The organism is Pseudomonas sp. B21-023 (assembly GCF_024749165.1).
Taxonomy (GTDB): Bacteria; Pseudomonadota; Gammaproteobacteria; order Pseudomonadales; family Pseudomonadaceae; genus Aquipseudomonas.
Window position 1 is genome coordinate 890,001 of record NZ_CP087190.1, and the last position, 21,886, is coordinate 911,886.

The 21,886-nt window shown below is 63.1% G+C and carries 19 protein-coding genes, 2 rRNA genes and 1 pseudogene (1 of these 22 running past the window's edge); 18 read left to right on the forward strand and 4 right to left on the reverse strand.

The features are described from left to right. The 5 genes from LOY42_RS04050 to LOY42_RS04070 form a co-directional block, all read left to right on the forward strand. Positions 1-2,716, forward strand: a 23S ribosomal RNA gene (locus LOY42_RS04050) (it extends 178 nt beyond the left edge of the window). A 134-nt stretch (positions 2,717-2,850) separates the two neighbouring features. Then, positions 2,851-2,966: ribosomal RNA gene (gene rrf, locus LOY42_RS04055) — 5S ribosomal RNA — on the forward strand. A 334-nt stretch (positions 2,967-3,300) separates the two neighbouring features. Further along, positions 3,301-3,960, forward strand: coding sequence for a paraquat-inducible protein A (locus LOY42_RS04060; RefSeq protein ID WP_139668857.1), 660 nt, complete (start codon positions 3,301-3,303; stop codon positions 3,958-3,960). After that, positions 3,947-4,570: a paraquat-inducible protein A gene (locus tag LOY42_RS04065; RefSeq protein WP_102682163.1), complete on the forward strand. Its 624-nt coding sequence runs from the start codon at positions 3,947-3,949 to the stop codon at positions 4,568-4,570. Before LOY42_RS04060 ends, LOY42_RS04065 begins: the two co-directional genes overlap by 14 nt. Further along, complete coding sequence (locus LOY42_RS04070) at positions 4,563-6,863, forward strand: PqiB family protein (protein WP_139668859.1); 2,301 nt, start codon at positions 4,563-4,565, stop codon at positions 6,861-6,863. Before LOY42_RS04065 ends, LOY42_RS04070 begins: the two co-directional genes overlap by 8 nt. Before the next feature lie 224 nt (positions 6,864-7,087). Here the strand turns inward: LOY42_RS04070 and rpsT are convergent, their stop codons facing one another. Next, the gene (gene rpsT, locus LOY42_RS04075) at positions 7,088-7,366 is read right to left on the reverse strand and encodes a 30S ribosomal protein S20 (protein WP_023533220.1); all 279 of its coding nucleotides are present in this window, start codon (positions 7,364-7,366) and stop codon (positions 7,088-7,090) included. 250 nt (positions 7,367-7,616) lie between these two features. Between rpsT and murJ the strand changes: the two genes are divergently transcribed. From murJ to ispH, 6 genes are all read left to right on the forward strand, one after another. Next, positions 7,617-9,155 (forward strand): murein biosynthesis integral membrane protein MurJ, encoded by a 1,539-nt coding sequence (gene murJ, locus LOY42_RS04080; protein WP_139668861.1) that lies wholly within the window; start codon positions 7,617-7,619, stop codon positions 9,153-9,155. Positions 9,156-9,273: 118 nt separating this feature from the next. Next, the gene (gene ribF, locus LOY42_RS04085) at positions 9,274-10,224 is read left to right on the forward strand and encodes a bifunctional riboflavin kinase/FAD synthetase (protein ID WP_102682160.1); all 951 of its coding nucleotides are present in this window, start codon (positions 9,274-9,276) and stop codon (positions 10,222-10,224) included. Beyond that, positions 10,221-13,052, forward strand: coding sequence for an isoleucine--tRNA ligase (ileS, locus tag LOY42_RS04090; protein ID WP_110700075.1), 2,832 nt, complete (start codon positions 10,221-10,223; stop codon positions 13,050-13,052). The genes ribF and ileS overlap by 4 nt, the downstream gene beginning before the upstream one ends. After that, positions 13,045-13,560 carry a signal peptidase II gene (lspA, locus tag LOY42_RS04095; RefSeq protein ID WP_102682158.1) on the forward strand — a complete coding sequence of 172 codons (516 nt, stop codon included), beginning with the start codon at positions 13,045-13,047 and terminating at the stop codon, positions 13,558-13,560. The genes ileS and lspA overlap by 8 nt, the downstream gene beginning before the upstream one ends. Beyond that, positions 13,553-13,990: a peptidylprolyl isomerase gene (locus LOY42_RS04100; protein ID WP_023629753.1), complete on the forward strand. Its 438-nt coding sequence runs from the start codon at positions 13,553-13,555 to the stop codon at positions 13,988-13,990. Before lspA ends, LOY42_RS04100 begins: the two co-directional genes overlap by 8 nt. 14 nt (positions 13,991-14,004) lie before the next feature. Further along, complete coding sequence (ispH, locus tag LOY42_RS04105; RefSeq protein WP_258599833.1) at positions 14,005-14,952, forward strand: 4-hydroxy-3-methylbut-2-enyl diphosphate reductase; 948 nt, start codon at positions 14,005-14,007, stop codon at positions 14,950-14,952. Position 14,953: 1 nt separating this feature from the next. Here the strand turns inward: ispH and LOY42_RS04110 are convergent, their stop codons facing one another. Next, complete coding sequence (locus LOY42_RS04110; protein ID WP_258599835.1) at positions 14,954-15,433, reverse strand: GspH/FimT family protein; 480 nt, start codon at positions 15,431-15,433, stop codon at positions 14,954-14,956. Between the two features lie 108 nt (positions 15,434-15,541). On the opposite strand from LOY42_RS04110, the pseudogene LOY42_RS26555 reads away from it, so the two are divergent. The 5 genes and pseudogenes from LOY42_RS26555 to thiO all read left to right on the forward strand — a co-directional run. Then, a pseudogene (locus LOY42_RS26555) lies at positions 15,542-15,712 on the forward strand (prepilin-type N-terminal cleavage/methylation domain-containing protein); the annotation flags it as partial. Between the two features lie 185 nt (positions 15,713-15,897). Then, positions 15,898-16,533 (forward strand): PilW family protein, encoded by a 636-nt coding sequence (locus tag LOY42_RS04120; protein WP_139668868.1) that lies wholly within the window; start codon positions 15,898-15,900, stop codon positions 16,531-16,533. Next, a complete protein-coding gene (locus LOY42_RS04125; RefSeq protein WP_139668870.1) occupies positions 16,530-17,000 on the forward strand; it encodes a hypothetical protein in 471 nt (156 codons plus the stop codon). Before LOY42_RS04120 ends, LOY42_RS04125 begins: the two co-directional genes overlap by 4 nt. A 1-nt stretch (position 17,001) precedes the next feature. Next, positions 17,002-17,400, forward strand: a complete 399-nt coding sequence (locus LOY42_RS04130) for a type IV pilin protein (RefSeq protein WP_139668872.1) — start codon at positions 17,002-17,004, stop codon at positions 17,398-17,400. Between the two features lie 53 nt (positions 17,401-17,453). Further along, complete coding sequence (thiO, locus tag LOY42_RS04135; protein WP_110700060.1) at positions 17,454-18,551, forward strand: glycine oxidase ThiO; 1,098 nt, start codon at positions 17,454-17,456, stop codon at positions 18,549-18,551. 128 nt (positions 18,552-18,679) lie between these two features. Here thiO and LOY42_RS04140 read toward each other — a convergent pair whose 3' ends face one another. Continuing rightward, complete coding sequence (locus LOY42_RS04140; protein ID WP_258599839.1) at positions 18,680-18,910, reverse strand: PP0621 family protein; 231 nt, start codon at positions 18,908-18,910, stop codon at positions 18,680-18,682. 94 nt (positions 18,911-19,004) lie between these two features. Then, positions 19,005-20,024, reverse strand: coding sequence for an outer membrane protein assembly factor BamD (locus LOY42_RS04145; protein WP_258599841.1), 1,020 nt, complete (start codon positions 20,022-20,024; stop codon positions 19,005-19,007). Between the two features lie 149 nt (positions 20,025-20,173). Here LOY42_RS04145 and rluD point away from each other — a divergent pair, with 149 nt between their 5' ends. Both rluD and pgeF read left to right on the forward strand, forming a co-directional pair. Continuing rightward, a complete protein-coding gene (rluD, locus tag LOY42_RS04150) occupies positions 20,174-21,136 on the forward strand; it encodes a 23S rRNA pseudouridine(1911/1915/1917) synthase RluD (protein ID WP_038706814.1) in 963 nt (320 codons plus the stop codon). Further along, positions 21,133-21,873 (forward strand): peptidoglycan editing factor PgeF, encoded by a 741-nt coding sequence (gene pgeF / locus LOY42_RS04155; protein ID WP_139668874.1) that lies wholly within the window; start codon positions 21,133-21,135, stop codon positions 21,871-21,873. The genes rluD and pgeF overlap by 4 nt, the downstream gene beginning before the upstream one ends. Positions 21,874-21,886 lie beyond the last annotated feature (13 nt).

Genomic DNA, 21,886 nt, shown 5'->3' on the forward strand with positions numbered 1-21,886 from the left:
CGAACCAGGGGAACTGAAACATCTAAGTACCCTGAGGAAAAGAAATCAACCGAGATTCCCTTAGTAGTGGCGAGCGAACGGGGACCAGCCCTTAAGCTGGTTTGAGATTAGTGGAACGCTCTGGAAAGTGCGGCCATAGTGGGTGATAGCCCCGTACACGAAAATCTCTTGCCAGTGAAATCGAGTAGGACGGAGCACGAGAAACTTTGTCTGAACATGGGGGGACCATCCTCCAAGGCTAAATACTACTGACTGACCGATAGTGAACCAGTACCGTGAGGGAAAGGCGAAAAGAACCCCGGAGAGGGGAGTGAAATAGAACCTGAAACCGTATGCGTACAAGCAGTGGGAGCCTACTTTGTTAGGTGACTGCGTACCTTTTGTATAATGGGTCAGCGACTTATATTCAGTGGCGAGCTTAACCGAATAGGGGAGGCGTAGCGAAAGCGAGTCTTAATAGGGCGCTTTAGTCGCTGGGTATAGACCCGAAACCGGGCGATCTATCCATGGGCAGGTTGAAGGTTAGGTAACACTGACTGGAGGACCGAACCGACTACCGTTGAAAAGTTAGCGGATGACCTGTGGATCGGAGTGAAAGGCTAATCAAGCTCGGAGATAGCTGGTTCTCCTCGAAAGCTATTTAGGTAGCGCCTCATGTATCACTGTAGGGGGTAGAGCACTGTTTCGGCTAGGGGGTCATCCCGACTTACCAAACCGATGCAAACTCCGAATACCTACAAGTGCCGAGCATGGGAGACACACGGCGGGTGCTAACGTCCGTCGTGAAAAGGGAAACAACCCAGACCGTCAGCTAAGGTCCCAAAGTCATGGTTAAGTGGGAAACGATGTGGGAAGGCTTAGACAGCTAGGAGGTTGGCTTAGAAGCAGCCACCCTTTAAAGAAAGCGTAATAGCTCACTAGTCGAGTCGGCCTGCGCGGAAGATGTAACGGGGCTCAAACCATGCACCGAAGCTACGGGTATCACCTTTAGGTGATGCGGTAGAGGAGCGTTCTGTAAGCCTGTGAAGGTGAGTTGAGAAGCTTGCTGGAGGTATCAGAAGTGCGAATGCTGACATGAGTAACGACAATGCGAGTGAAAAACTCGCACGCCGAAAGACCAAGGTTTCCTGCGCAACGTTAATCGACGCAGGGTTAGTCGGTCCCTAAGGCGAGGCTGAAAAGCGTAGTCGATGGAAAACAGGTTAATATTCCTGTACTTCCAGTTATTGCGATGGAGGGACGGAGAAGGCTAGGCCAGCTTGGCGTTGGTTGTCCAAGTTTAAGGTGGTAGGCTGAGATCTTAGGCAAATCCGGGATTTCAAGGCCGAGAGCTGATGACGAGTGCTCATTAGAGCGCGAAGTGGTTGATGCCATGCTTCCAAGAAAAGCTCCTAAGCTTCAGATAACTGGGAACCGTACCCCAAACCGACACAGGTGGTTAGGTAGAGAATACCAAGGCGCTTGAGAGAACTCGGGTGAAGGAACTAGGCAAAATGGCACCGTAACTTCGGGAGAAGGTGCGCCGGTGAGGGTGAAGCACTTGCTGCGTAAGCCCACGCCGGTCGAAGATACCAGGCCGCTGCGACTGTTTATTAAAAACACAGCACTCTGCAAACACGAAAGTGGACGTATAGGGTGTGACGCCTGCCCGGTGCCGGAAGGTTAATTGATGGGGTTAGCGCAAGCGAAGCTCTTGATCGAAGCCCCGGTAAACGGCGGCCGTAACTATAACGGTCCTAAGGTAGCGAAATTCCTTGTCGGGTAAGTTCCGACCTGCACGAATGGCGTAACGATGGCGGCGCTGTCTCCACCCGAGACTCAGTGAAATTGAAATCGCTGTGAAGATGCAGTGTATCCGCGGCTAGACGGAAAGACCCCGTGAACCTTTACTATAGCTTTGCACTGGACTTTGAGCTTGCTTGTGTAGGATAGGTGGGAGGCTTTGAAGTGGGGACGCCAGTTCTCATGGAGCCATCCTTGAAATACCACCCTGGCAACCTTGAGGTTCTAACTCAGGTCCGTTATCCGGATCGAGGACAGTGTATGGTGGGTAGTTTGACTGGGGCGGTCTCCTCCCAAAGAGTAACGGAGGAGTACGAAGGTGCGCTCAGACCGGTCGGAAATCGGTCGTAGAGTATAAAGGCAAAAGCGCGCTTGACTGCGAGACACACACGTCGAGCAGGTACGAAAGTAGGTCTTAGTGATCCGGTGGTTCTGTATGGAAGGGCCATCGCTCAACGGATAAAAGGTACTCCGGGGATAACAGGCTGATACCGCCCAAGAGTTCATATCGACGGCGGTGTTTGGCACCTCGATGTCGGCTCATCACATCCTGGGGCTGAAGCCGGTCCCAAGGGTATGGCTGTTCGCCATTTAAAGTGGTACGCGAGCTGGGTTTAGAACGTCGTGAGACAGTTCGGTCCCTATCTGCCGTGGACGTTTGAGATTTGAGAGGGGCTGCTCCTAGTACGAGAGGACCGGAGTGGACGAACCTCTGGTGTTCCGGTTGTCACGCCAGTGGCATTGCCGGGTAGCTATGTTCGGAAGAGATAACCGCTGAAAGCATCTAAGCGGGAAACTTGCCTCAAGATGAGATCTCACTGGAGCCTTGAGCTCCCTGAAGGGCCGTCGAAGACTACGACGTTGATAGGTTGGGTGTGTAAGCGCTGTGAGGCGTTGAGCTAACCAATACTAATTGCCCGTGAGGCTTGACCATATAACACCCAAGCAATTTGCTAACGCAGATTGCGGTGGTGAAGACGAAACGAACCGAAAGTTCGCGACGAACCACAAATATCGCATATCCGAATTGGCTGGCATGTCTGCAAAGACGTACTGGCAACCGAATTTCTTGACGACCATAGAGCATTGGAACCACCTGATCCCATCCCGAACTCAGCAGTGAAACGATGCATCGCCGATGGTAGTGTGGGGTTTCCCCATGTGAGAGTAGGTCATCGTCAAGATTCATTTCGCAAAACCCCTATCTGCGCGAGCAGGTAGGGGTTTTGTCTTTGTGCCCGGAAAATCGGCAGGCCATATCAACAGCAATCCGGTATCCCCAGGTATTGCGCGGCCGGCGTTACGCCAGGCCATATCGACAGCAAGCCAGTTCTCACAGCTACTGCGCGGTCAGTGTGGGAGCCGGCTTGCCGGCGATGCGCCGCGTCAGCGGCGCCCTGGGGGCCACGCTCATGGAAAGTGTGACTCGAACACCGATACAGCTCCTCATATGGCCATCTCCCACAATTCGAGTCGGAACACTAGAATAGAGCCGACGCATCCATTCAGAACCCCTTTATGCCTAACCCTGTCGAACCCGAAGCGCTCGCGCAGCTGCCGCTGGATGAACTGGTGGCCTGCCACGAGTGCGACCTGCTGATGCGCAAGCCAACCCTGCAGCATGACGAGAAGGCCCTGTGCCCACGCTGCGGCTATGAGCTCTATGCCCATCGCCACAACCTGGTCAACCGAAGCCTCGCCCTGGTGCTGACGGCGCTGCTGTTGTACGTGCCGGCCAACTTCCTGCCGATCATGCAATTGCACCTGCTCGGTCAGACCTCCGACGATACAGTCTGGAGTGGCGTGCTCGGCCTGTACAACTCAGAGATGCGCGGCATCGCCGTGGTGGTGTTCCTGTGCAGCATGGCCATCCCGCTGCTGAAGCTGCTGTGCCAGCTGGCGGTGCTGCTGAGCATCCGTTTCGACTTCGGTCGCAGCTATGGCCTGCTGATCTATCGTATCTACCACCACCTGCGTGAGTGGGGGATGCTCGAGGTCTACTTCATGGGCGTGCTGGTGGCCATCGTCAAGCTGGTCGACCTGGCCGAGCTGAGCATCGGCCTGGGCCTGTTCTGCTTCATCAGCCTGCTGCTGGTGCAGGTCTGGCTCGAGGTGGTCATGTCGCCGCACCAGATCTGGGTGGCCTTGTCGGGGGAGGATGTCCATGCGGGCGATTGATGCAGGCATCCTGGTCTGTAATGAATGCCATGAGCTGAACCGCCATGAGCCTGGCAGCACCTCGCAGGCCTGCACCCGCTGCGGTGCGGTGGTGCACGCTCGGCGGCCCAACAGTATCGTGCGTACGTGGGCGCTGCTGGTCACGGCGATGATTCTCTATATCCCGGCCAACGTGCTGCCGATCATGACCGTCAGTGCCCTGGGGCAGGGCAGCCCGGACACCATCATGTCTGGCGTCATCACCCTGATGAAGCACGGCATGTTGCCGATCGCCGCCGTGGTGTTCATCGCAAGCATCCTGGTGCCCACCTTCAAGCTGGTGGGTATCGCCCTGCTGCTCTATTCGGTGCAACGCCACCAGCCCCTGTCCGCACGGCAGCGCATCCTGATGTACCGCTTCATCGAATTCATCGGCCGCTGGTCGATGCTGGACATCTTCGTCATCGCCATTCTCGTGGCCGTGGTGAATTTCGGTCGCATCGCCAGTGTCGAAGCCAACCTGGGCGCTGTCGCCTTCGCCACTGTGGTGATCCTGACGATGCTCGCCGCTTTAACTTTCGATCCCCGACTGATCTGGGACAACACGGAGTCGGATGACGACCATGAGTGACTTGCCTACGGCTAAAACCCGCCCAGCTTCGAACTGGTCGGCCATCTGGATCCTGCCGCTGATTGCCTTGGCGATCGGTGGCTGGCTGGCATGGCAAGCCTACAAGGATGCCGGCATCGAGATACAGGTGCGCTTCGAGAGTGGCGAGGGCATCGTCGCCAACAAGACCGAGGTCATCTATAAAGGCATGTCGGTGGGCAAGGTGGTCGCCCTGGTGCTGGATGACAAAGGGGACAGCCGTGGCGTCGTCGCCACCGTCGAGATGCGCAAGGAGGCAGGCCCGCACCTGACCAAGGGCACGCGCTTCTGGCTGGTCAAGCCGAGCGTCAGCCTGGCAGGTATCTCGGGCCTGGAGACACTGGTTTCAGGTAACTACATTGCCGTCGATCCCGGGGAGGGGGAGCCTACCAAGCGCTTCACCGCGCTCAAGGAAGCTCCGCCACTGTCCGATGCCGAGCCGGGCTTGCACCTGACCCTCAAGGCCGAGCGACTGGGCTCGCTCAACCGCGACAGTCCGATCTTCTACAAGCAGATCCAGGTCGGTCGGGTGAAGAGCTATCGGCTGTCTGAAGATCAGGGCACGGTAGAGATCAAGGTGTTCATCGCGCCAGCCTATGCCAGCCTGGTGCGCAAGCACACACGTTTCTGGAACGCCAGCGGGGTCAGCATCGATGCCGACCTGTCCGGGGTAAAGGTGCGCACTGAATCGCTGTCGAGCATCGTGGCCGGGGGCATCGCCTTTGCAACGCCGGAGAACCGCAAGGACAGCCCGCCCACCGATCCAAGCCTGCCGTTCCGCTTGTACGAGGACTTCGACGCGGCCCAGGCCGGCATCCGCGTCAAGGTCAAGCTCAGTGATTTCGAAGGTTTGCAGAAGGGGCGTACACCGGTGCTGTACAAGGGCATCCAGGTGGGCACGCTCAAGGATCTCAAGGTCGAAAATGACCTTGCCAGTGCAACGGCCGAGCTGACCCTCGACCCACTGGCCGAGGACTACCTGGTCGAAGGCACGCAGTTCTGGGTGGTCAAGCCTTCGATCTCGCTTGCCGGTATCACCGGCCTCGAGGCATTGGTGAAGGGTAACTACATTGCGGTCCGCCCGGGCGAGCCAGGCGCCAAGCCCCTGCGCGAGTTCGAGGCGCGTCCCAAGGCGCCACCACTGGACCTGAAGGCGCCCGGCCTGCACATGGTGCTGTTCGCCGACACCCTGGGCTCGCTGGAAGTGGGCAGCCCGGTGATGTACCGCCAGGTGCGCGTGGGCAGCGTGCAGAGCTACCAGTTCGCTCGCAACAGCAAGCGCATCCTGATTGGCGTGCACATCGAGAAGGAATACGCCAACCTGGTCAACGGTTCCACGCGCTTCTGGAATGCCAGTGGCATCACCCTTACCGGTGGCCTGTCGGGTATCCAGGTCAAGAGCGAGTCGCTGCAGACGCTCATGGCCGGCGGTATCGCCTTCGACACGCCGAAACCGGATGTACCGCTCAAACGGCATATCCCGCGTTTCCGCCTGCATGAAAGCCAGGACGCGGCCAACCGTGCCGGTACCCTGATCACCATTCGCGTGGACCGCGCCGATGGCCTGAAGCCGGGCACGCCGATCCGCTTCCGCGGGTTGGACGTGGGCAGCGTAGAGAGCGTCGACCTGACTGGCGACCTGCAGGCGGTCCTGCTCCGTGCGCGGATTACTCAGGCGGCCGAGCGTATCGCCCGCACCGGTACGCAGTTCTGGGTGGTCAAGCCTGCCTTGGGGCTGGTGCGTACCCAGAACCTCGACACGCTGATCGGCGGCCAATACCTGGAGGTGCTGCCAGCGCTCAAGGATAAGGGGCCGCAGCGTGACTTCATCGCCCTGGGCGATGCCCCCGAGGTGAAAGGCGAGGAGGTCGGCCTGCCGCTGACCTTGAGCGCGGCGCGCCGTGGCTCGATCAAGCCGGGCGTGCCGGTCACCTACCGTGAGATCGCAGTGGGCAAGGTCACCGGCTTCGAACTGGGTCAGACCGCCGACCGGGTACTTATCCACATCCTTATCGAGCCTCGCTACGCCGGACTGGTGCGTGGCGGCAGCCGTTTCTGGAACAGCAGTGGGTTCGGCTTCGACTGGGGCCTGTTCAAGGGCGCCACGGTGCGTACCGAGTCGGTGGAGACCTTGATCGAGGGTGGGATTGCCTTCGCCACGCCCGATGGCGAGCAGATGGGCAACCCGGCGCGACCGCAGCAGACCTTTGCGCTGTTCGACAAGCCGGAGGATGAGTGGATGCAGTGGGCGCCGAAGATCCAGATCGGCAAGTAATGATGGGATGGGCCGCTATGCGGCCCTTTCGCCGCGGTTCTTCGTCACGACAAGCCGGCTCCCACGCCGACCGCATTGGCCTCGGGCCATTCGATATTCTGTGGCAGCCGGCTTGCCGGTAGCCTCGAAGGCACCGACGCTAATGCAGTTTTGGCGAGTAACGAGAAAAATCACAGGCATAAAAAAACCGACCCTAGGGTCGGTTTTTTCGACAAGAACGTCGCTTAGGCAGCTGCAGCTTCTTTCAGTGCCTTGATGTGGCCATTCAGACGGCCTTTGTGGCGAGCAGCTTTGTTCTTGTGGATGATACCCTTGTCGGCCATACGGTCGATTACAGGTACAGCCAGAACGTAAGCGGCTTGCGCTTTTTCGGCGTCTTTTGCGTCGATGGCCTTGACTACATTCTTGATGTAGGTACGGACCATGGAACGCAGGCTGGCGTTGTGGCTGCGACGCTTCTCAGCCTGTTTTGCACGTTTCTTGGCGGAAGGTGAGTTGGCCACCGTCGAGCTCCTCGAAAGACTTTAGGTAAATAGCAAACAAAATAGGCCGCGAATCATGCCGATGAGTCGATCGGATGTCAAGGCCACCTGCAAGGTTCCGCCGAGTGGTGAGCCAACAGGAGGGAAATATTCCTTTCTGTCGCACGACCTGTAAACTCGGGAATTTTTGGCTCCCCTGCGAAGGCGCGGGAGTATCGCACATTCGGACGCTGTCTGGCAGCGTCCTCTGCCCCTGGCGTGAAACTTTTCGATGAACCTGCTCAAATCCCTGGCCGCGGTCAGCTCCATCACCATGATTTCCCGGGTGCTCGGCTTCGTGCGCGATACCATCCTGGCGCGGGTGTTCGGCGCCGGCATCGCTACCGACGCCTTCTTCATCGCCTTCAAATTGCCCAACCTGCTGCGGCGGATCTTCGCCGAAGGCGCGTTCTCCCAGGCCTTCGTGCCGATCCTTGCCGAGTACAAGACCCAGCAGGGCGAGGAGGCCACCCGTACCTTCGTCGCCTATGTCAGTGGCCTGCTGACCCTGATCCTGGCCGTGGTCACCGTCATCGGCATCCTCGCCGCGCCCTGGGTGGTCTGGGTCACGGCACCTGGGTTTGTCGACAGCACCGAGAAGTACGAGCTGACCACCGCGCTGCTGCGGGTGACCTTTCCTTATATATTGCTGATCTCGCTGTCGTCGCTGGTCGGTGCGATCCTCAACACCTGGAACCGCTTCAGCGTGCCGGCGTTCACCCCCACGCTGCTCAACGTGGCGATGATTGCCTTCGCCGTGCTGCTCACCCCCTACTTCGACCCACCGATCATGGCCCTGGCCTGGGGCGTGCTGGCCGGTGGCCTGGCGCAACTGCTGTACCAGCTGCCGGCGCTGAAGAAGATCGGCATGCTCGTGCTGCCGCGCCTGAACCTGCGCGATACCGGCGTGTGGCGCGTGCTCAAGCAGATGCTGCCGGCGATCCTTGGGGTATCGGTGAGCCAGATCTCGCTGATCATCAACACCATCTTCGCCTCCTTCCTGGTGGCCGGCTCGGTGTCCTGGATGTACTACGCCGACCGCCTCATGGAGCTGCCCTCCGGCGTGCTGGGCGTGGCCCTGGGCACCATCTTGCTGCCGACCCTGGCCAAGACCTACGCCAACCAGGACCGTGAGGAGTATTCAAGGATCCTCGACTGGGGCCTGCGCCTGTGCTTCCTGCTGGTGCTGCCCTGCACCCTGGCCCTGGGCATCCTCGCCGAACCGCTGACCGTGGCGCTGTTCCAGTACGGCAAGTTCACCGCCTTCGACGCAGCCATGACCCAGCGGGCGCTGGTCGCGTATTCGGTGGGGCTGATGGCGATCATCCTGGTCAAGGTGCTGGCACCTGGCTTCTATGCGCAGCAGAATATCCGCACACCGGTGAAGATCGCGGTGTTCACGCTGGTGTGCACGCAGTTGCTCAACCTGGCCCTTGTCGGCCCGCTGGCCCATGCCGGGCTGGCCCTGGCGATCAGCCTGGGCGCCTGCCTGAACGCCGGCCTGCTGTACTGGAAGCTGCGCAGCCAGCAACTGTTCCAGCCACAACCGGGCTGGGCGATGTTCCTGCTCAAGCTGGTGCTGGCAGTGGCGTTGATGTCGGGCGTGCTGTTGCTGGGCATGCACTACATGCCGGCCTGGGAGCAGGGCAACATGCTCGAGCGCTTCGTGCGCCTGGGCGCTCTGATCGTCGCCGGTGTGGTGACCTATTTCGGTTGCCTGTACCTGTGTGGTTTCCGCCCACGGCATTTCGCCCGCAAGGCGCTGCACTGAGGCGCGAAAAGGGTCAGGCGTCGGTTTTTCGCATTCCATACCCCGTGGTGGCGCTGCTGCCTGTCACCAGCGCCCGGGTGTGGTTATAATCGGCCACTTTATGAGCAAGAAGCGCGTTATGCAGCTGGTTCGAGGTCTTCACAACCTGCGCCCCGAGCACCGGGGCTGTGTCGCCACCATTGGCAACTTCGACGGGGTCCACCGCGGCCACCAGGCGATCCTCGCGCGCCTGCGCGAACGTGGCCAGGAACTCGGCCTGCCCACCTGCGTGGTGATCTTCGAGCCACAGCCTCGCGAGTATTTTGCCCCGGATACCGCGCCGGCCCGCCTGGCGCGCCTGCGTGACAAGGTCGAGCTGCTGGCCGGCGAGGGCATCGACCGGGTGCTGTGCCTGTCGTTCAACCAGCGCCTGAGCCAGCTCAGCGCCGAGCAGTTCGTCAAGGCGGTGCTGGTCGATGGCCTGGGCGTGCGCCACCTCGAAGTGGGCGACGACTTCCGCTTCGGCTGCGACCGCGCCGGTGATTTCGCCTTCCTCACCGAAGCCGGCAAGCGCCATGGCTTCAGCGTCGAGGCGGCCAACACGGTCATCCAGGACGGCCTGCGGGTCAGCAGCACCGAAGTGCGCAAGGCCCTGGCCGATGGCAACTTCGAGCTGGCCGAACACCTGCTGGGCCGCCCGTACCGCATTACCGGCCGCGTGCTGCATGGCCAGAAGCTGGCCCGCCAGCTCGGCACCCCTACCGCCAACATCCAGCTCAAGCGCCGTCGCGTGCCGCTGTCCGGGGTCTACCTGGCCAGCATCGAAATCGACGGCCAGCAGTGGCCGGGTGTCGGTAATATCGGAGTACGCCCCACCGTTGCCGGTGACGGGCGTCCTCACCTGGAGATTCATCTCCTGGACTACGCCGGTGACCTCTATGGCCGGCGCCTGACGGTGGAATTCCACCACAAGCTGCGTGAAGAGCAGCGTTTCGCCTCCCTGGAGGCGCTGAAGTCGGCGATCGACGCGGACATCGCCGCCGCACGTGCCCACTGGCACGCTCAACCGCTAACGAAGAGCCTGAAATGACCGACTACAAAGCCACGCTTAACCTTCCGGACACCGCCTTCCCCATGAAGGCCGGCCTGCCTCAGCGCGAACCGCAGATCCTGCAGCGCTGGGACAGCATTGGCCTGTACCAGAAGCTGCGCGAAATTGGCAAGGATCGTCCGAAGTTCGTCCTGCACGACGGCCCGCCCTATGCCAACGGCAAGATCCATATCGGTCATGCGCTGAACAAGATTCTCAAGGACATGATCGTCCGCTCCAAGACCCTGTCGGGCTTCGACGCCCCGTACGTACCGGGCTGGGACTGCCACGGCCTGCCGATCGAACACAAGGTCGAGGTCACCCATGGCAAGCACCTGTCCGCCGACCGCACCCGCGAGCTGTGCCGCGAGTACGCAGCCGAGCAGATCGAAGGGCAGAAGACCGAGTTCATCCGCCTGGGCGTGCTGGGTGACTGGGACAATCCGTACAAGACCATGAACTTCGCCAACGAGGCCGGGGAGATCCGCGCCCTGGCCGAGATGGTCAAGCAAGGCTTCGTGTTCAAAGGCCTGAAGCCTGTGAACTGGTGCTTCGATTGCGGTTCGGCCCTGGCCGAAGCCGAAGTCGAGTACGCCGACAAGAAGTCCCAGACCATCGACGTCGCCTTCCCGGTCGCCGACGAGGCCAAGCTGGCCGCTGCCTTCGGCCTGGCCGCGCTGGCCAAGCCCGCCGCCATCGTGATCTGGACCACCACCCCGTGGACCATCCCGGCCAACCAGGCGCTGAACATCCACCCGGACTTCACCTACGCCCTGGTCGATACCGGCGAGCGCCTGCTGGTGCTGGCCGAAGAGCTGGTCGAGTCGTGCCTCAAGCGCTATGCCCTGGAAGGTTCGGTCATCGCCACCGCCCCGGGTTCGGCCCTCGAGCTGATCAACTTCCGTCACCCGTTCTACGACCGCCTGTCGCCGATCTACCTGGCCGAATACGTCGAGCTGGGCGCCGGTACCGGCGTGGTGCATTCCTCGCCCGCCTACGGTGAAGATGACTTCGTCACCTGCAAGCGCTACGGCATGGTCAACGACGACATCCTCACCCCGGTGCAGAGCAACGGCGTGTACGTCGAGTCGCTGCCGTTCTTCGGCGGCCAGTTCATCTGGAAGGCCAACCCGGCCATCGTCGACAAGCTCAGCGAAGTCGGCGCGTTGATGCACACCGAAACCATCAGCCACAGCTACATGCACTGCTGGCGCCACAAGACCCCGCTGATCTACCGCGCCACCGCGCAGTGGTTCGTCGGCATGGACAAGCAGCCCACCAGCGGCGACAACCTGCGCGAGCGCTCGCTCAAGGCCATCGAAGAGACCAAGTTCGTTCCGGCCTGGGGCCAGGCGCGCCTGCACTCGATGATCGCCAACCGTCCGGACTGGTGCATCTCGCGTCAGCGCAACTGGGGCGTGCCGATCCCGTTCTTCCTGGACAAGCAGACCGGTGAACTGCACCCACGTACCGTCGAGCTGATGGAGGAAGTGGCCAAGCGCGTCGAGCAGCAAGGCATCGAGGCCTGGTTCAAGCTGGATGCCGCCGAACTGCTGGGCGATGAAGCCGGCCAGTACGACAAGATTTCCGACACCCTCGACGTCTGGTTCGACTCCGGCACCACCCACTGGCACGTGCTGCGCGGCTCCCACGATATCGGCCACGCCACCGGCCCGCGCGCCGACCTGTACCTGGAAGGCTCCGACCAGCACCGCGGCTGGTTCCACTCTTCCTTGCTGACCGGCTGTGCCATCGACGGCCACGCGCCGTACCGCGAGCTGCTGACCCACGGCTTCACCGTGGACGAGAACGGCCGCAAGATGTCCAAGTCGCTGGGCAACACCATCGAGCCGGAAAAGGTTAACAACACCCTGGGTGCCGACATCCTGCGCCTGTGGGTCTCCGCCACCGACTACTCCGGTGAGATGGCCGTTTCCGAGCAGATCCTGCAGCGCAGCGCCGATGCCTACCGCCGCATCCGCAACACCGCGCGCTTCCTGCTCTCCAACCTGTCCGGCTTCGACCCGGCCCGCGACCTGCTGCCGGCCGAGGACATGCTGGCCCTGGACCGTTGGGCGGTCGACCGCACCCTGCTGCTGCAGCGCGAGCTGGAAGAGCACTATGGCGAGTACCGTTTCTGGAACGTCTACTCGAAGATCCACAACTTCTGCGTGCAGGAGCTCGGTGGCTTCTATCTCGACATCATCAAGGACCGCCAGTACACCACCGGCGCCAACAGTGTCGCCCGCCGCTCCTGCCAGACCGCGCTGTACCACATCAGCGAGGCGCTGGTGCGCTGGATCGCGCCGATCCTGGCGTTCACCGCCGACGAGATCTGGCAGTACCTGCCGGGCGAGCGCAACGAGTCGGTGATGCTCAACACCTGGTACCAGGGCCTGACGGAACTGCCGGCCGACGCCGAGCTGGACCGCGCCTACTGGGACCGCGTGATGGCGGTCAAGGCGGCGGTCAACAAGGAGCTGGAGAACCAGCGCACCGCCAAGGTCATTGGTGGCAACCTGCAGGCCGAAGTCACCCTGTTCGCCGAAGAGGGCCTGACCGCCGACCTGAACAAGCTCGGCGACGAGCTGCGCTTCGTGCTGATCACCTCGGCCGCCAGCGTGGTGCCGTTCGTCCAGGCCCCGGCCGATGCCGTGGCAACCGAAGTGGAAGGTCTCAAGCTGAAGGTGGTCAAGTCCGGCCATGTCAAATGCGGCCGTTGCTGGCACTTCCGCGCCGATGTGGGCAGCCACCCGGAGCATCCGGAAATCTGCGCCCGTTGCGTCGACAACCTGAGCGGTTCGGGCGAGGTGCGCCACTATGCCTAATGCGTCCGCGGGGCGTTTCGGGCGCCTTGCCTGGCTCTGGCTGAGTCTGGTGGTGCTGGTTCTCGACCAGGCCACCAAGGTCTACTTCGAGGGCGCGCTGAGCCTGTACCAGCAGATCGTGGTCATCCCTGACTACTTCAGCTGGACACTGGCCTACAACACCGGCGCGGCGTTCAGCTTCCTGGCCGACAGCTCCGGCTGGCAGCGCTGGCTGTTCGCCGTGATCGCCGTGGTGGTCAGCGCCGTGCTGGTGGTCTGGCTCAAGCGTCTGGGGCGTAACGAGACCTGGCTGGCCGTGGCCCTGGCCCTGGTGCTGGGCGGTGCATTGGGCAACCTGTACGACCGCGTGGTGCTCGGCCATGTGGTCGACTTCATCCTGGTGCACTGGCAGAACCGCCACTACTTCCCGGCCTTCAACCTGGCCGACAGCGCCATTACCGTGGGCGCGGTGATGCTGGCGCTGGATATGTTCAAGAGCAAGAAGTCCGAGGAAGCCGTCCATGACTGAGACCCGTATCGGCCAGAACACCGAAGTCACCCTGCACTTCGCGCTGCACCTGGAAAACGGCGACACCGTCGACAGCACCTTCGACAAGGCCCCGGCCACGTTCAAGGTCGGCGACGGCAACCTGCTGCCGGGCTTCGAGAACGCCTTGTTCGGCTTCAAGGCCGGTGACCAGCGCAAGCTGAGCATCGCCCCGGAGAACGCCTTCGGCCAGCACAACCCGCAGAACGTGCAGGTGATGCCGCGCTCGCAGTTCGAAGGCATGGAGCTGTCCGAAGGGCTGCTGGTGATCTTCAACGATGCCGCCAACACCGAACTGCCAGGTGTGGTAAAAGCGTTCGACGATAACCAGGTGACCATCGATTTCAACCATCCACTGGCTGGCAAGACCCTGAACTTCGAGGTGCAGATCCTCGACGTGAAGGCCGTGTGAGCCTGGAGCCGAGCATGCAAATCAAACTCGCCAACCCGCGCGGCTTCTGTGCGGGGGTCGACCGGGCGATCGAGATCGTCAACCGCGCCCTGGAAGTCTTCGGTCCGCCGATCTACGTGCGCCACGAAGTGGTGCACAACAAGTTCGTGGTCGAAGACCTGCGCAACCGTGGCGCGGTGTTCGTCGAAGAGCTGGACCAGGTGCCGGACGACGTCATCGTCATCTTCAGCGCCCATGGCGTTTCCCAGTCCGTGCGCCAGGAAGCCGCGGGCCGTGGCTTGAAGGTGTTCGATGCCACCTGCCCGCTGGTGACCAAGGTGCATATCGAGGTGGCCAAGTACAGCCGTGATGGCCGTGAGACCATTCTCATCGGCCATGAAGGGCACCCGGAAGTCGAAGGCACCATGGGCCAGTACGACGCCAGCAACGGCGGTGCCATCTACCTCGTCGAGGACGAGGACGATGTTGCCAGGCTGCAGGTGAACGACCCCGACCACCTGGCCTTCGTCACCCAGACCACGCTGTCGATGGACGACACCAGCCGGGTGATCGACGCCCTGCGCGCACGCTTCCCGAACATTGGTGGCCCGCGCAAGGACGACATCTGCTACGCCACGCAAAACCGCCAGGACGCCGTCAAGCAACTGGCCGACGAGTGTGACGTGGTGCTGGTGGTCGGCAGCCCCAACAGCTCCAACTCCAACCGCCTGCGCGAGTTGGCCGAGCGCATGAGCACCCCGGCCTACCTGATCGACGGTGCCGAGGACCTGCAACGCAGCTGGTTCGACGGTGTCCAGCGCATCGGCATCACCGCCGGTGCCTCGGCGCCCGAAGTGCTGGTGCGTGGCGTGATCGAGCAGCTCAAGGCCTGGGGCGCCACTGGCGCCGAAGAGCTCGACGGCCGCGAAGAGAACATCACCTTCTCGATGCCCAAGGAACTGCGGGTTCGCTCGCTGATCTGACTTAGTCACCTGCACAGCGGCGGTCCTCGTCGCTGCGCAGGCTGACCCGGCCACTGGGGCTCAGCACCACTTGATGCTGGCTGCCAGGCCCGCTGCGCTGGCAGATGTCCAGCGTGATGCCGACAAAGCCGCCCCCTATCGGCGCGCCACGCCTGCTGAAACGCACCTCCCGCGTGGAACTGGCCACCACCTTCACCGGCCTGGCCAGACGATGTTCGCGCAACATCTGGCCGTCGTGCTCTTGCGACACGCGCCAGCCTTTGCCCCAGTCACCTTCCAATGGATGAACCGTCAGCGCCTGCTGTTGCAGCGTGGCCTGGTTGCGCGCGGCGCGCAGTGCCTGCGCCAGTTCCCGGGCGACGGCGGCCAGTTGCAGGGTTTCGCCAAGCCTGGCGTAGGACGTTGCCCCCAGGTATGTCAGCAGGCTGCCAATCGTCAATGCGCACATCATTTGTAGCAGTGTTACGCCTTGTTGCTTCACCGTGCATTCCTCCCTGGAAGTGCTTCGCTGTAGCTTCCGGCTTGGCCACGCGAGGCGCCAGTCAGCCGGTTCGGGCAGACGGCGAGGAAAGATCCCAGGAGGGCGACGATGCGAGCGAAGGAAGGCGGGATGACGCTGCTGGAGGTGCTGCTGGCGATGACGGTGCTGGCGCTTGGGGTGTTCGCCGCAGCGGCCTTGCAGGTGCGTGGCATGCAGGCGGCCGAGAGCGCCCGGCGCGACGGTCAGGCGTTGCAACTGGCCCAGGGCATGCTCGAGCAGGTGAGGGCCAGCGGCACGCTCGAAGCGGGGGAGGAGAGTGCCTGGCGCTCGCGGGTTACCCAGGTGCTTGGCGCCTCGGCACAGGGGCGGATCAGGCACCACGCTGGCATGTTGGAGCTGCAGGTGAACTGGCCGGCCCAGGCAGAGGGCCGCCCGGCCTTGCAGTTGCAGGGCAAGGTACTGCCATGAAACGCGGGCAAGCGGGCGCCGGGCTGGTCGAGGTGTTGCTGGCCGTGGCCCTGGGGGCATTGTTGCTGGTGGCGGCGGGCCAGTTGTTCGGCCAGGCCTATCAGGCCTGGCGGCTGCAAGGCGCGGTGGCGAGGCTGCAGGACGATGCGCGCCTGGTCCTGCAGCGCCTGGCCGAGGATATCCGCATGGCGGGCATGTTCGGCTGCCTGCGCCTGGAGGCGGCAGACTTCGCCGATCCGCAGGCTGCGCTAGCCTTCGCCAGGCCAATCGAGGTCAACGCTGACAGCCTCACGCTGGTAGGCGCCGAGTTGCCGGGATTGCTCGGCGCGCCGGACTGGACCGTGCTTACCGACTGTCGCAGTTGGGCGCAGGTCCAGCGTGGGCAGCATGTACCTGGCGATGCCCAGCTGGCCTTGCCGGTGCGCCGGGTTACCTACCGGGTGCGCAATGGCAGCCTGTTGTTCACCAGCAACGCCCAGCACGCCAGCCTGGTCGATAATGTCCGGGCCCTGCGGGTGCGTCAGGGCGACGGTCGCGTCGACATCGAGTTGCTCATGCAGGACCGTGATCACCGGCTGGAGCAGCGCCATATCCTGAGCGTGGCCGTGCGCAATCCTGGGGCTGGCGCATGATTCGCCAGCGTGGGGTGGTGCTCTTGCTGGCCCTGAGCCTCAGCCTGCTGCTTGGCCTGCTGACCGCGCTGGGCATGCGCGAGGCCTTGCTGCAGGCGCGGCAGGTCGGCGAACAATGGCGCAGGGCGCAGGCCTTCGAACAAGCCGAAGCCAGCCTGGTGGAAGGGGCCGCGTTGCTGCAAGGCGGGTTGCCTGCGTTGTGTCTTGACTGCCTGCCGCCTGAGCTGCCGACGGCATCACCTGCCGCGCCGTGGCGAACCACCGACAGTGGCTACGTGCTGCTCCAGCACCTGGGGCAAACACTCCGTGCCGTCGGCCTGCCGCGAGACAAGCGGGTCGACCTCGTGCGGATCACGGCGCTGAGCCGCCAGCTGCGGGGCCGGCAATTCCTGGAAGCGGTCTATGCCGTGGACGGGCACGGCAATATCGGGCGTATCAGCTGGCGTCAGCGTCTGGAGGAGGGCTGACATGCAGCGGGGCCTTGGTCTGATCGAATTATTGATTGTCGTGGCGCTGATCGGCATGCTGGCAACCATTGCCTACCCCAGTTACAGCGACCAGCTACGGCGTGCCGCGCGCGGCGAGGTGGTCGGGCTGCTGCACGATGCGGCGTTGCGCCTGGAACAGCATCGCGCGTATGTCGGCGGCTACGCCGACACCGAGCAACTCGTCACGGTATTGTCGGCTGGCAGCCGCTACTACCGCCTGCAGGCTCAGCGCGACGAAGACGCTTTCACACTGCTTGCCCGCCGTGTGACGGAGGCGTTCATGGCAGGCGACCGCTGTGGCGACTTCCGCCTCGATCACGCTGGCGTGCGTGACAATCCGGGCGGCAGCGAAGACGAGCAGACATGCTGGGGAAGCTGAAGATCAAAAGGTGCCCGCGCACCGTGGAATTACTTCAGGTGTTGGATCGAACGATGAGCAAGCAAGTAGTAATTGTCGGCGGTGGCGTCATCGGCCTGCTGACGGCGTTGAACCTGGCGGCGGATGTCGACCGGGTGGTGGTGTGCGACCAGGGCGAAGTAGGGCGTGAGTCGTCCTGGGCCGGTGGCGGCATCGTCTCGCCGTTGTACCCCTGGCGTTATAGCCCGGCGGTGACGGCGCTGGCGCATTGGTCGCAGGATTTCTATCCACAGCTGGGCGAGCGTCTGTTCGCCAGCACCGGCATCGACCCGGAGGTCCACACCACCGGGCTGTACTGGCTGGACCTGGACGACGAAGCCGAGGCGCTGGCCTGGGCGGCGCGTGAGCAACGGCCGCTCAGCGCCGTGGATATCTCGGCTGCTTATGACGCGGTGCCCGTGCTGGGAGCGGGCTACCGCCGCGCCGTGTACATGGCGGGCGTGGCCAACGTGCGCAACCCGCGGCTGGTGAAGTCGCTCAAGGCGGCGCTGCTGGCGCTGCCCAACGTGACCCTGCGCGAGCATTGCCAGATCAGCGGTTTTGTCCATGAAGGCGGGCGTGTCGCCGGGGTACGTACCGAGCAGGGTGTGCTGGCTGCCGACGAGGTGGTGCTCAGTGCCGGTGCCTGGAGCGGCGATCTGCTGCAGACTTTGGGCCTGAGCCTGCCGGTGGAACCGGTGAAAGGGCAGATGATCCTGTTCAAGTGCGCCGAGGACTTTCTGCCGAGCATGGTCCTGGCCAAGGGCCGCTACGCGATCCCGCGCCGCGATGGGCATATCCTGGTCGGCAGCACCCTGGAGCATGCCGGTTACGACAAGACCCCGACCGCGGATGCACTTGAGAGTCTGAAGGCTTCGGCGGTGGAGCTGCTGCCGGCGCTGGCAGATGCCGAGGTGGTGGGGCACTGGGCTGGCCTGCGCCCTGGGTCGCCGGAAGGCATCCCTTACATTGGCGCGGTGCCGGGGCATGAGGGGCTATGGCTAAACTGCGGGCATTACCGCAACGGGCTGGTGCTGGCGCCGGCGTCGTGCCAACTGTTCAGCGACCTGCTGCTGGGGCGTGCGCCGATCATCGATCCGGCGCCGTATGCGCCTAAAGGGCGGCTGGGGTAAGTTCGTCGGGCCCGCTGTGCGGGCCTTTCGCCGGCAAGCCGGCTCCCACAATGACTGCGCTGTCTTCGAACCTTGCAGGTTCCCTGTGGGAGCCGGCTTGCCGGCGAAAGGCCGCAGGGCAGCCTCGCTCAGCGCGGTTGCCCCGGCCCTTGCTCCAGATGTTGCTGGCTGCAATACCACTCCTTGCCCAACTGCAACGCCCGGTCATTGGGCAGGTGCACGCCGCAATGGGCGCAACGCACCATCTGCAGCGGGTCCTGCAGGCGCGGTTCGGCAGGTGATTGCTGACTGGTCTTGAACTTGCGCCACAGCCAGAACGCGGCGGCGATCAGGGCGATCCAGAAAAGTAGGCGAACCATGGTGTCCAGCTTGTCGAATGAAGAAGGCGACAGTCTAGGACGCGGCCAATAAAAAAGGGAGGCCTCGGGCCTCCCTTTCTTTGCATGCGACGTATCAGTCGAACAGACCGAAGGTCATGTAGCTGAACCAGCTGCGGTCCTTCTCGGCTTCCTTCGGACCTTCCGGCAGGATCGGGTCGCCGTTCTCGTCCTTGGGCAGCAGTTCTTCGGGCATCTCGGAGCGGGCGTCCTGGAACTGCTTGACCACGTCCTGGTTGGCGCGGGTCTCGCCCGGCGGCAGCGGGGTATTGGTCTCGATCAGGCCCAGGGTGGCCTTGGACAGCCACGAGCGGTTGCCGTTTTCGTCGACCTTGGTGACGAACTGGCCATCGACCAGGCTCGGGTGGTCCGGGTAGTTGAGCTTGAGGGTCTCGAGGCTGGTGGCGGCCAGTTCGTCCAGGTGCATGCGCTGGTACGACTCGACCATCACCGCCAGGCCGTCACCCACCGACGGGGTTTCCTGGAAGTTCTCCACCACATAGCGGCCACGGTTGGCGGCGGCCACATAGGCCTCGCGGCTCAGGTAGTAGTTGGCCACGTGGATTTCGTAGGAGGCCAGCAGGTTGCGCAGGTAGATCATGCGCTGCTTGGCGTCCGGGGCGTAGCGGCTGTTGGGGAAGCGGCTGGTCAGCTGGGCGAATTCGTTGTACGAGTCGCGGGCGGCGCCCGGGTCACGCTTGGTCATGTCCAGCGGCAGGAAGCGCGCCAGCAGGCCGCGGTCCTGGTCGAACGAGGTCAGGCCCTTGAGGTAGTAGGCGTAGTCGACGTTCGGGTGCTGCGGGTGCAGGCGGATGAAGCGCTCGGCAGCCGACTTGGCGGCCTCCGGCTCGGAGTTCTTGTAGTTGGCGTAGATCAGCTCGAGCTGGGCCTGGTCGGCGTAGCGGCCGAACGGGTAGCGCGACTCCAGGGCCTTGAGCTTGTTCACGGCGCTGGTATAGCTGGAGTTGTCCAGGTCGGCCTGCGCCTGCTGGTACAGCTCGGCCTCGCTGAGGTTCTCGTCAATGACTTCCTTGTTCGAGGAACAGGCAGCGGTGAGCCCGAGGATGGCGATCAGCAGCAGGTGTTTCACTTGCATGGCGGCTTGCGTCCCTTTGACGGCCGCTGTCTTGGGCGGTGCCGTCCTGTTATGATGAGCGCCCCCGGCCAAACCCCGGGGCAAAAGAAGCCGTATTTAACCACAAGCGCGCAGCCGAAACCAAAGGCTGAACGCCCGTCGATTCGAGCATGTCCGAGATCATTCAACTTAGCGCAGAGGTCCCGTCCGAACTGGGCGGCCAACGCCTCGACCAGGTCGCCGCCCAATTGTTCGCCGAGTACTCGCGTTCGCGCCTGTCCTCGTGGATCAAAGATGGCCGCCTGACCGTCGATGGCGCGGTGCTGCGGCCGCGCGACACCGTCCACACCGGCTCCATCCTGGCCCTCGAGGCCGAGCAGGAGGCCCAGGGCGAATGGGTGGCTCAGGACATCGAGCTGGACATCGTCTATGAAGATGACCAGATCCTGGTGATCAACAAGCCGGCCGGGCTGGTGGTCCACCCGGCGGCGGGGCACCCCGACGGCACCCTGCTCAATGCCCTGCTGCACCATGTGCCGGACATCATCAACGTACCGCGCGCCGGTATCGTGCACCGCCTGGACAAGGACACCACGGGCCTGATGGTGGTGGCCAAGACCCTGCAGGCGCAGACCAACCTGGTCGACCAGCTGCAGAAGCGCTCGGTCAGCCGCATCTACGAGTGCATCGTGGTCGGCGTGGTGATCGCCGGCGGCAAGATCGACGCCCCGATCGGCCGCCACGGCGGCGAGCGCCAGCGCATGGCGGTCACCGATGGCGGCAAGCCAGCCGTCAGCCACTACCGCGTGCTCAAGCGCTTCCGCTCGCACACCCATGTGCGGGTCAAGCTGGAGACCGGCCGTACCCACCAGATCCGTGTGCACATGGCGCATGTGGGCTATCCGCTGGTCGGCGACCAGACCTACGGCGTGCGCTTCCGCATTCCGCCGGCCGCCAGCGTGGCCATGGTCGAGGCGGTGAAGAACTTCCCGCGCCAGGCCCTGCACGCCCGCTTCCTGGCCCTGGATCACCCGACCACCGGTGAGCGCATGGAATGGGCCTCGCCGCTGCCGGACGACTTCCTCTGGCTGCTGTCGCTGCTCAACGACGACCGCGAGAGCTTTATCGGATGAGTGGCCTGACGCAGGCGCTGATCATTCCCGACTGGCCGGCCCCGGCCTCGGTACGCGCCTGTGTCACCACCCGCGAGGGCGGCGTCAGCCTGCCGCCCTATGAATCCTTCAATCTTGGCGATCATGTGGGCGATGACCCCGCTGCGGTTGCCGAGAACCGTCGTCGCCTGAGCGACGAATTCGCCATCCAGCCCGCCTGGCTCAAACAGGTGCACGGGCTGGTGGTGGCCGATGCCGACCCTGCCGTGGTCGCCGAGGCCGATGCCAGCTGGAGCGACCAGCCGGGCATCGCCTGCACCGTGATGACCGCCGATTGCCTGCCGGCCCTGTTCTGCGACCGCGCCGGCACCCGCGTGGCCGCCGCCCATGCCGGCTGGCGCGGGTTGGCCGGTGGCGTGCTGGAAGCCACCCTCGACCGCCTGGCCCTGCCACCTGAAGAGGTGCTGGTGTGGCTGGGCCCGGCCATCGGACCGCAGGCGTTCGAGGTGGGCATGGAGGTGCGCGATGCCTTTACCGCCGTGCATCCCGAGGCAGCCGTGGCGTTCGTCGACGGCGAGCGGCCGGGCAAGCTGATGGCCGATATCTACCGGCTGGCGCGAATTCGCCTGGCGGCATGCGGTGTTACTGCCGTGTATGGCGGTGGGTTCTGCACTGTCAGTGATCCGCGCTTTTTCTCCTACCGCCGCACCCCTCAGGGTGGGCGGTTTGCTTCACTGGTGTGGCTCAGCCCTCGCTGAGCCTGGGGCCGCT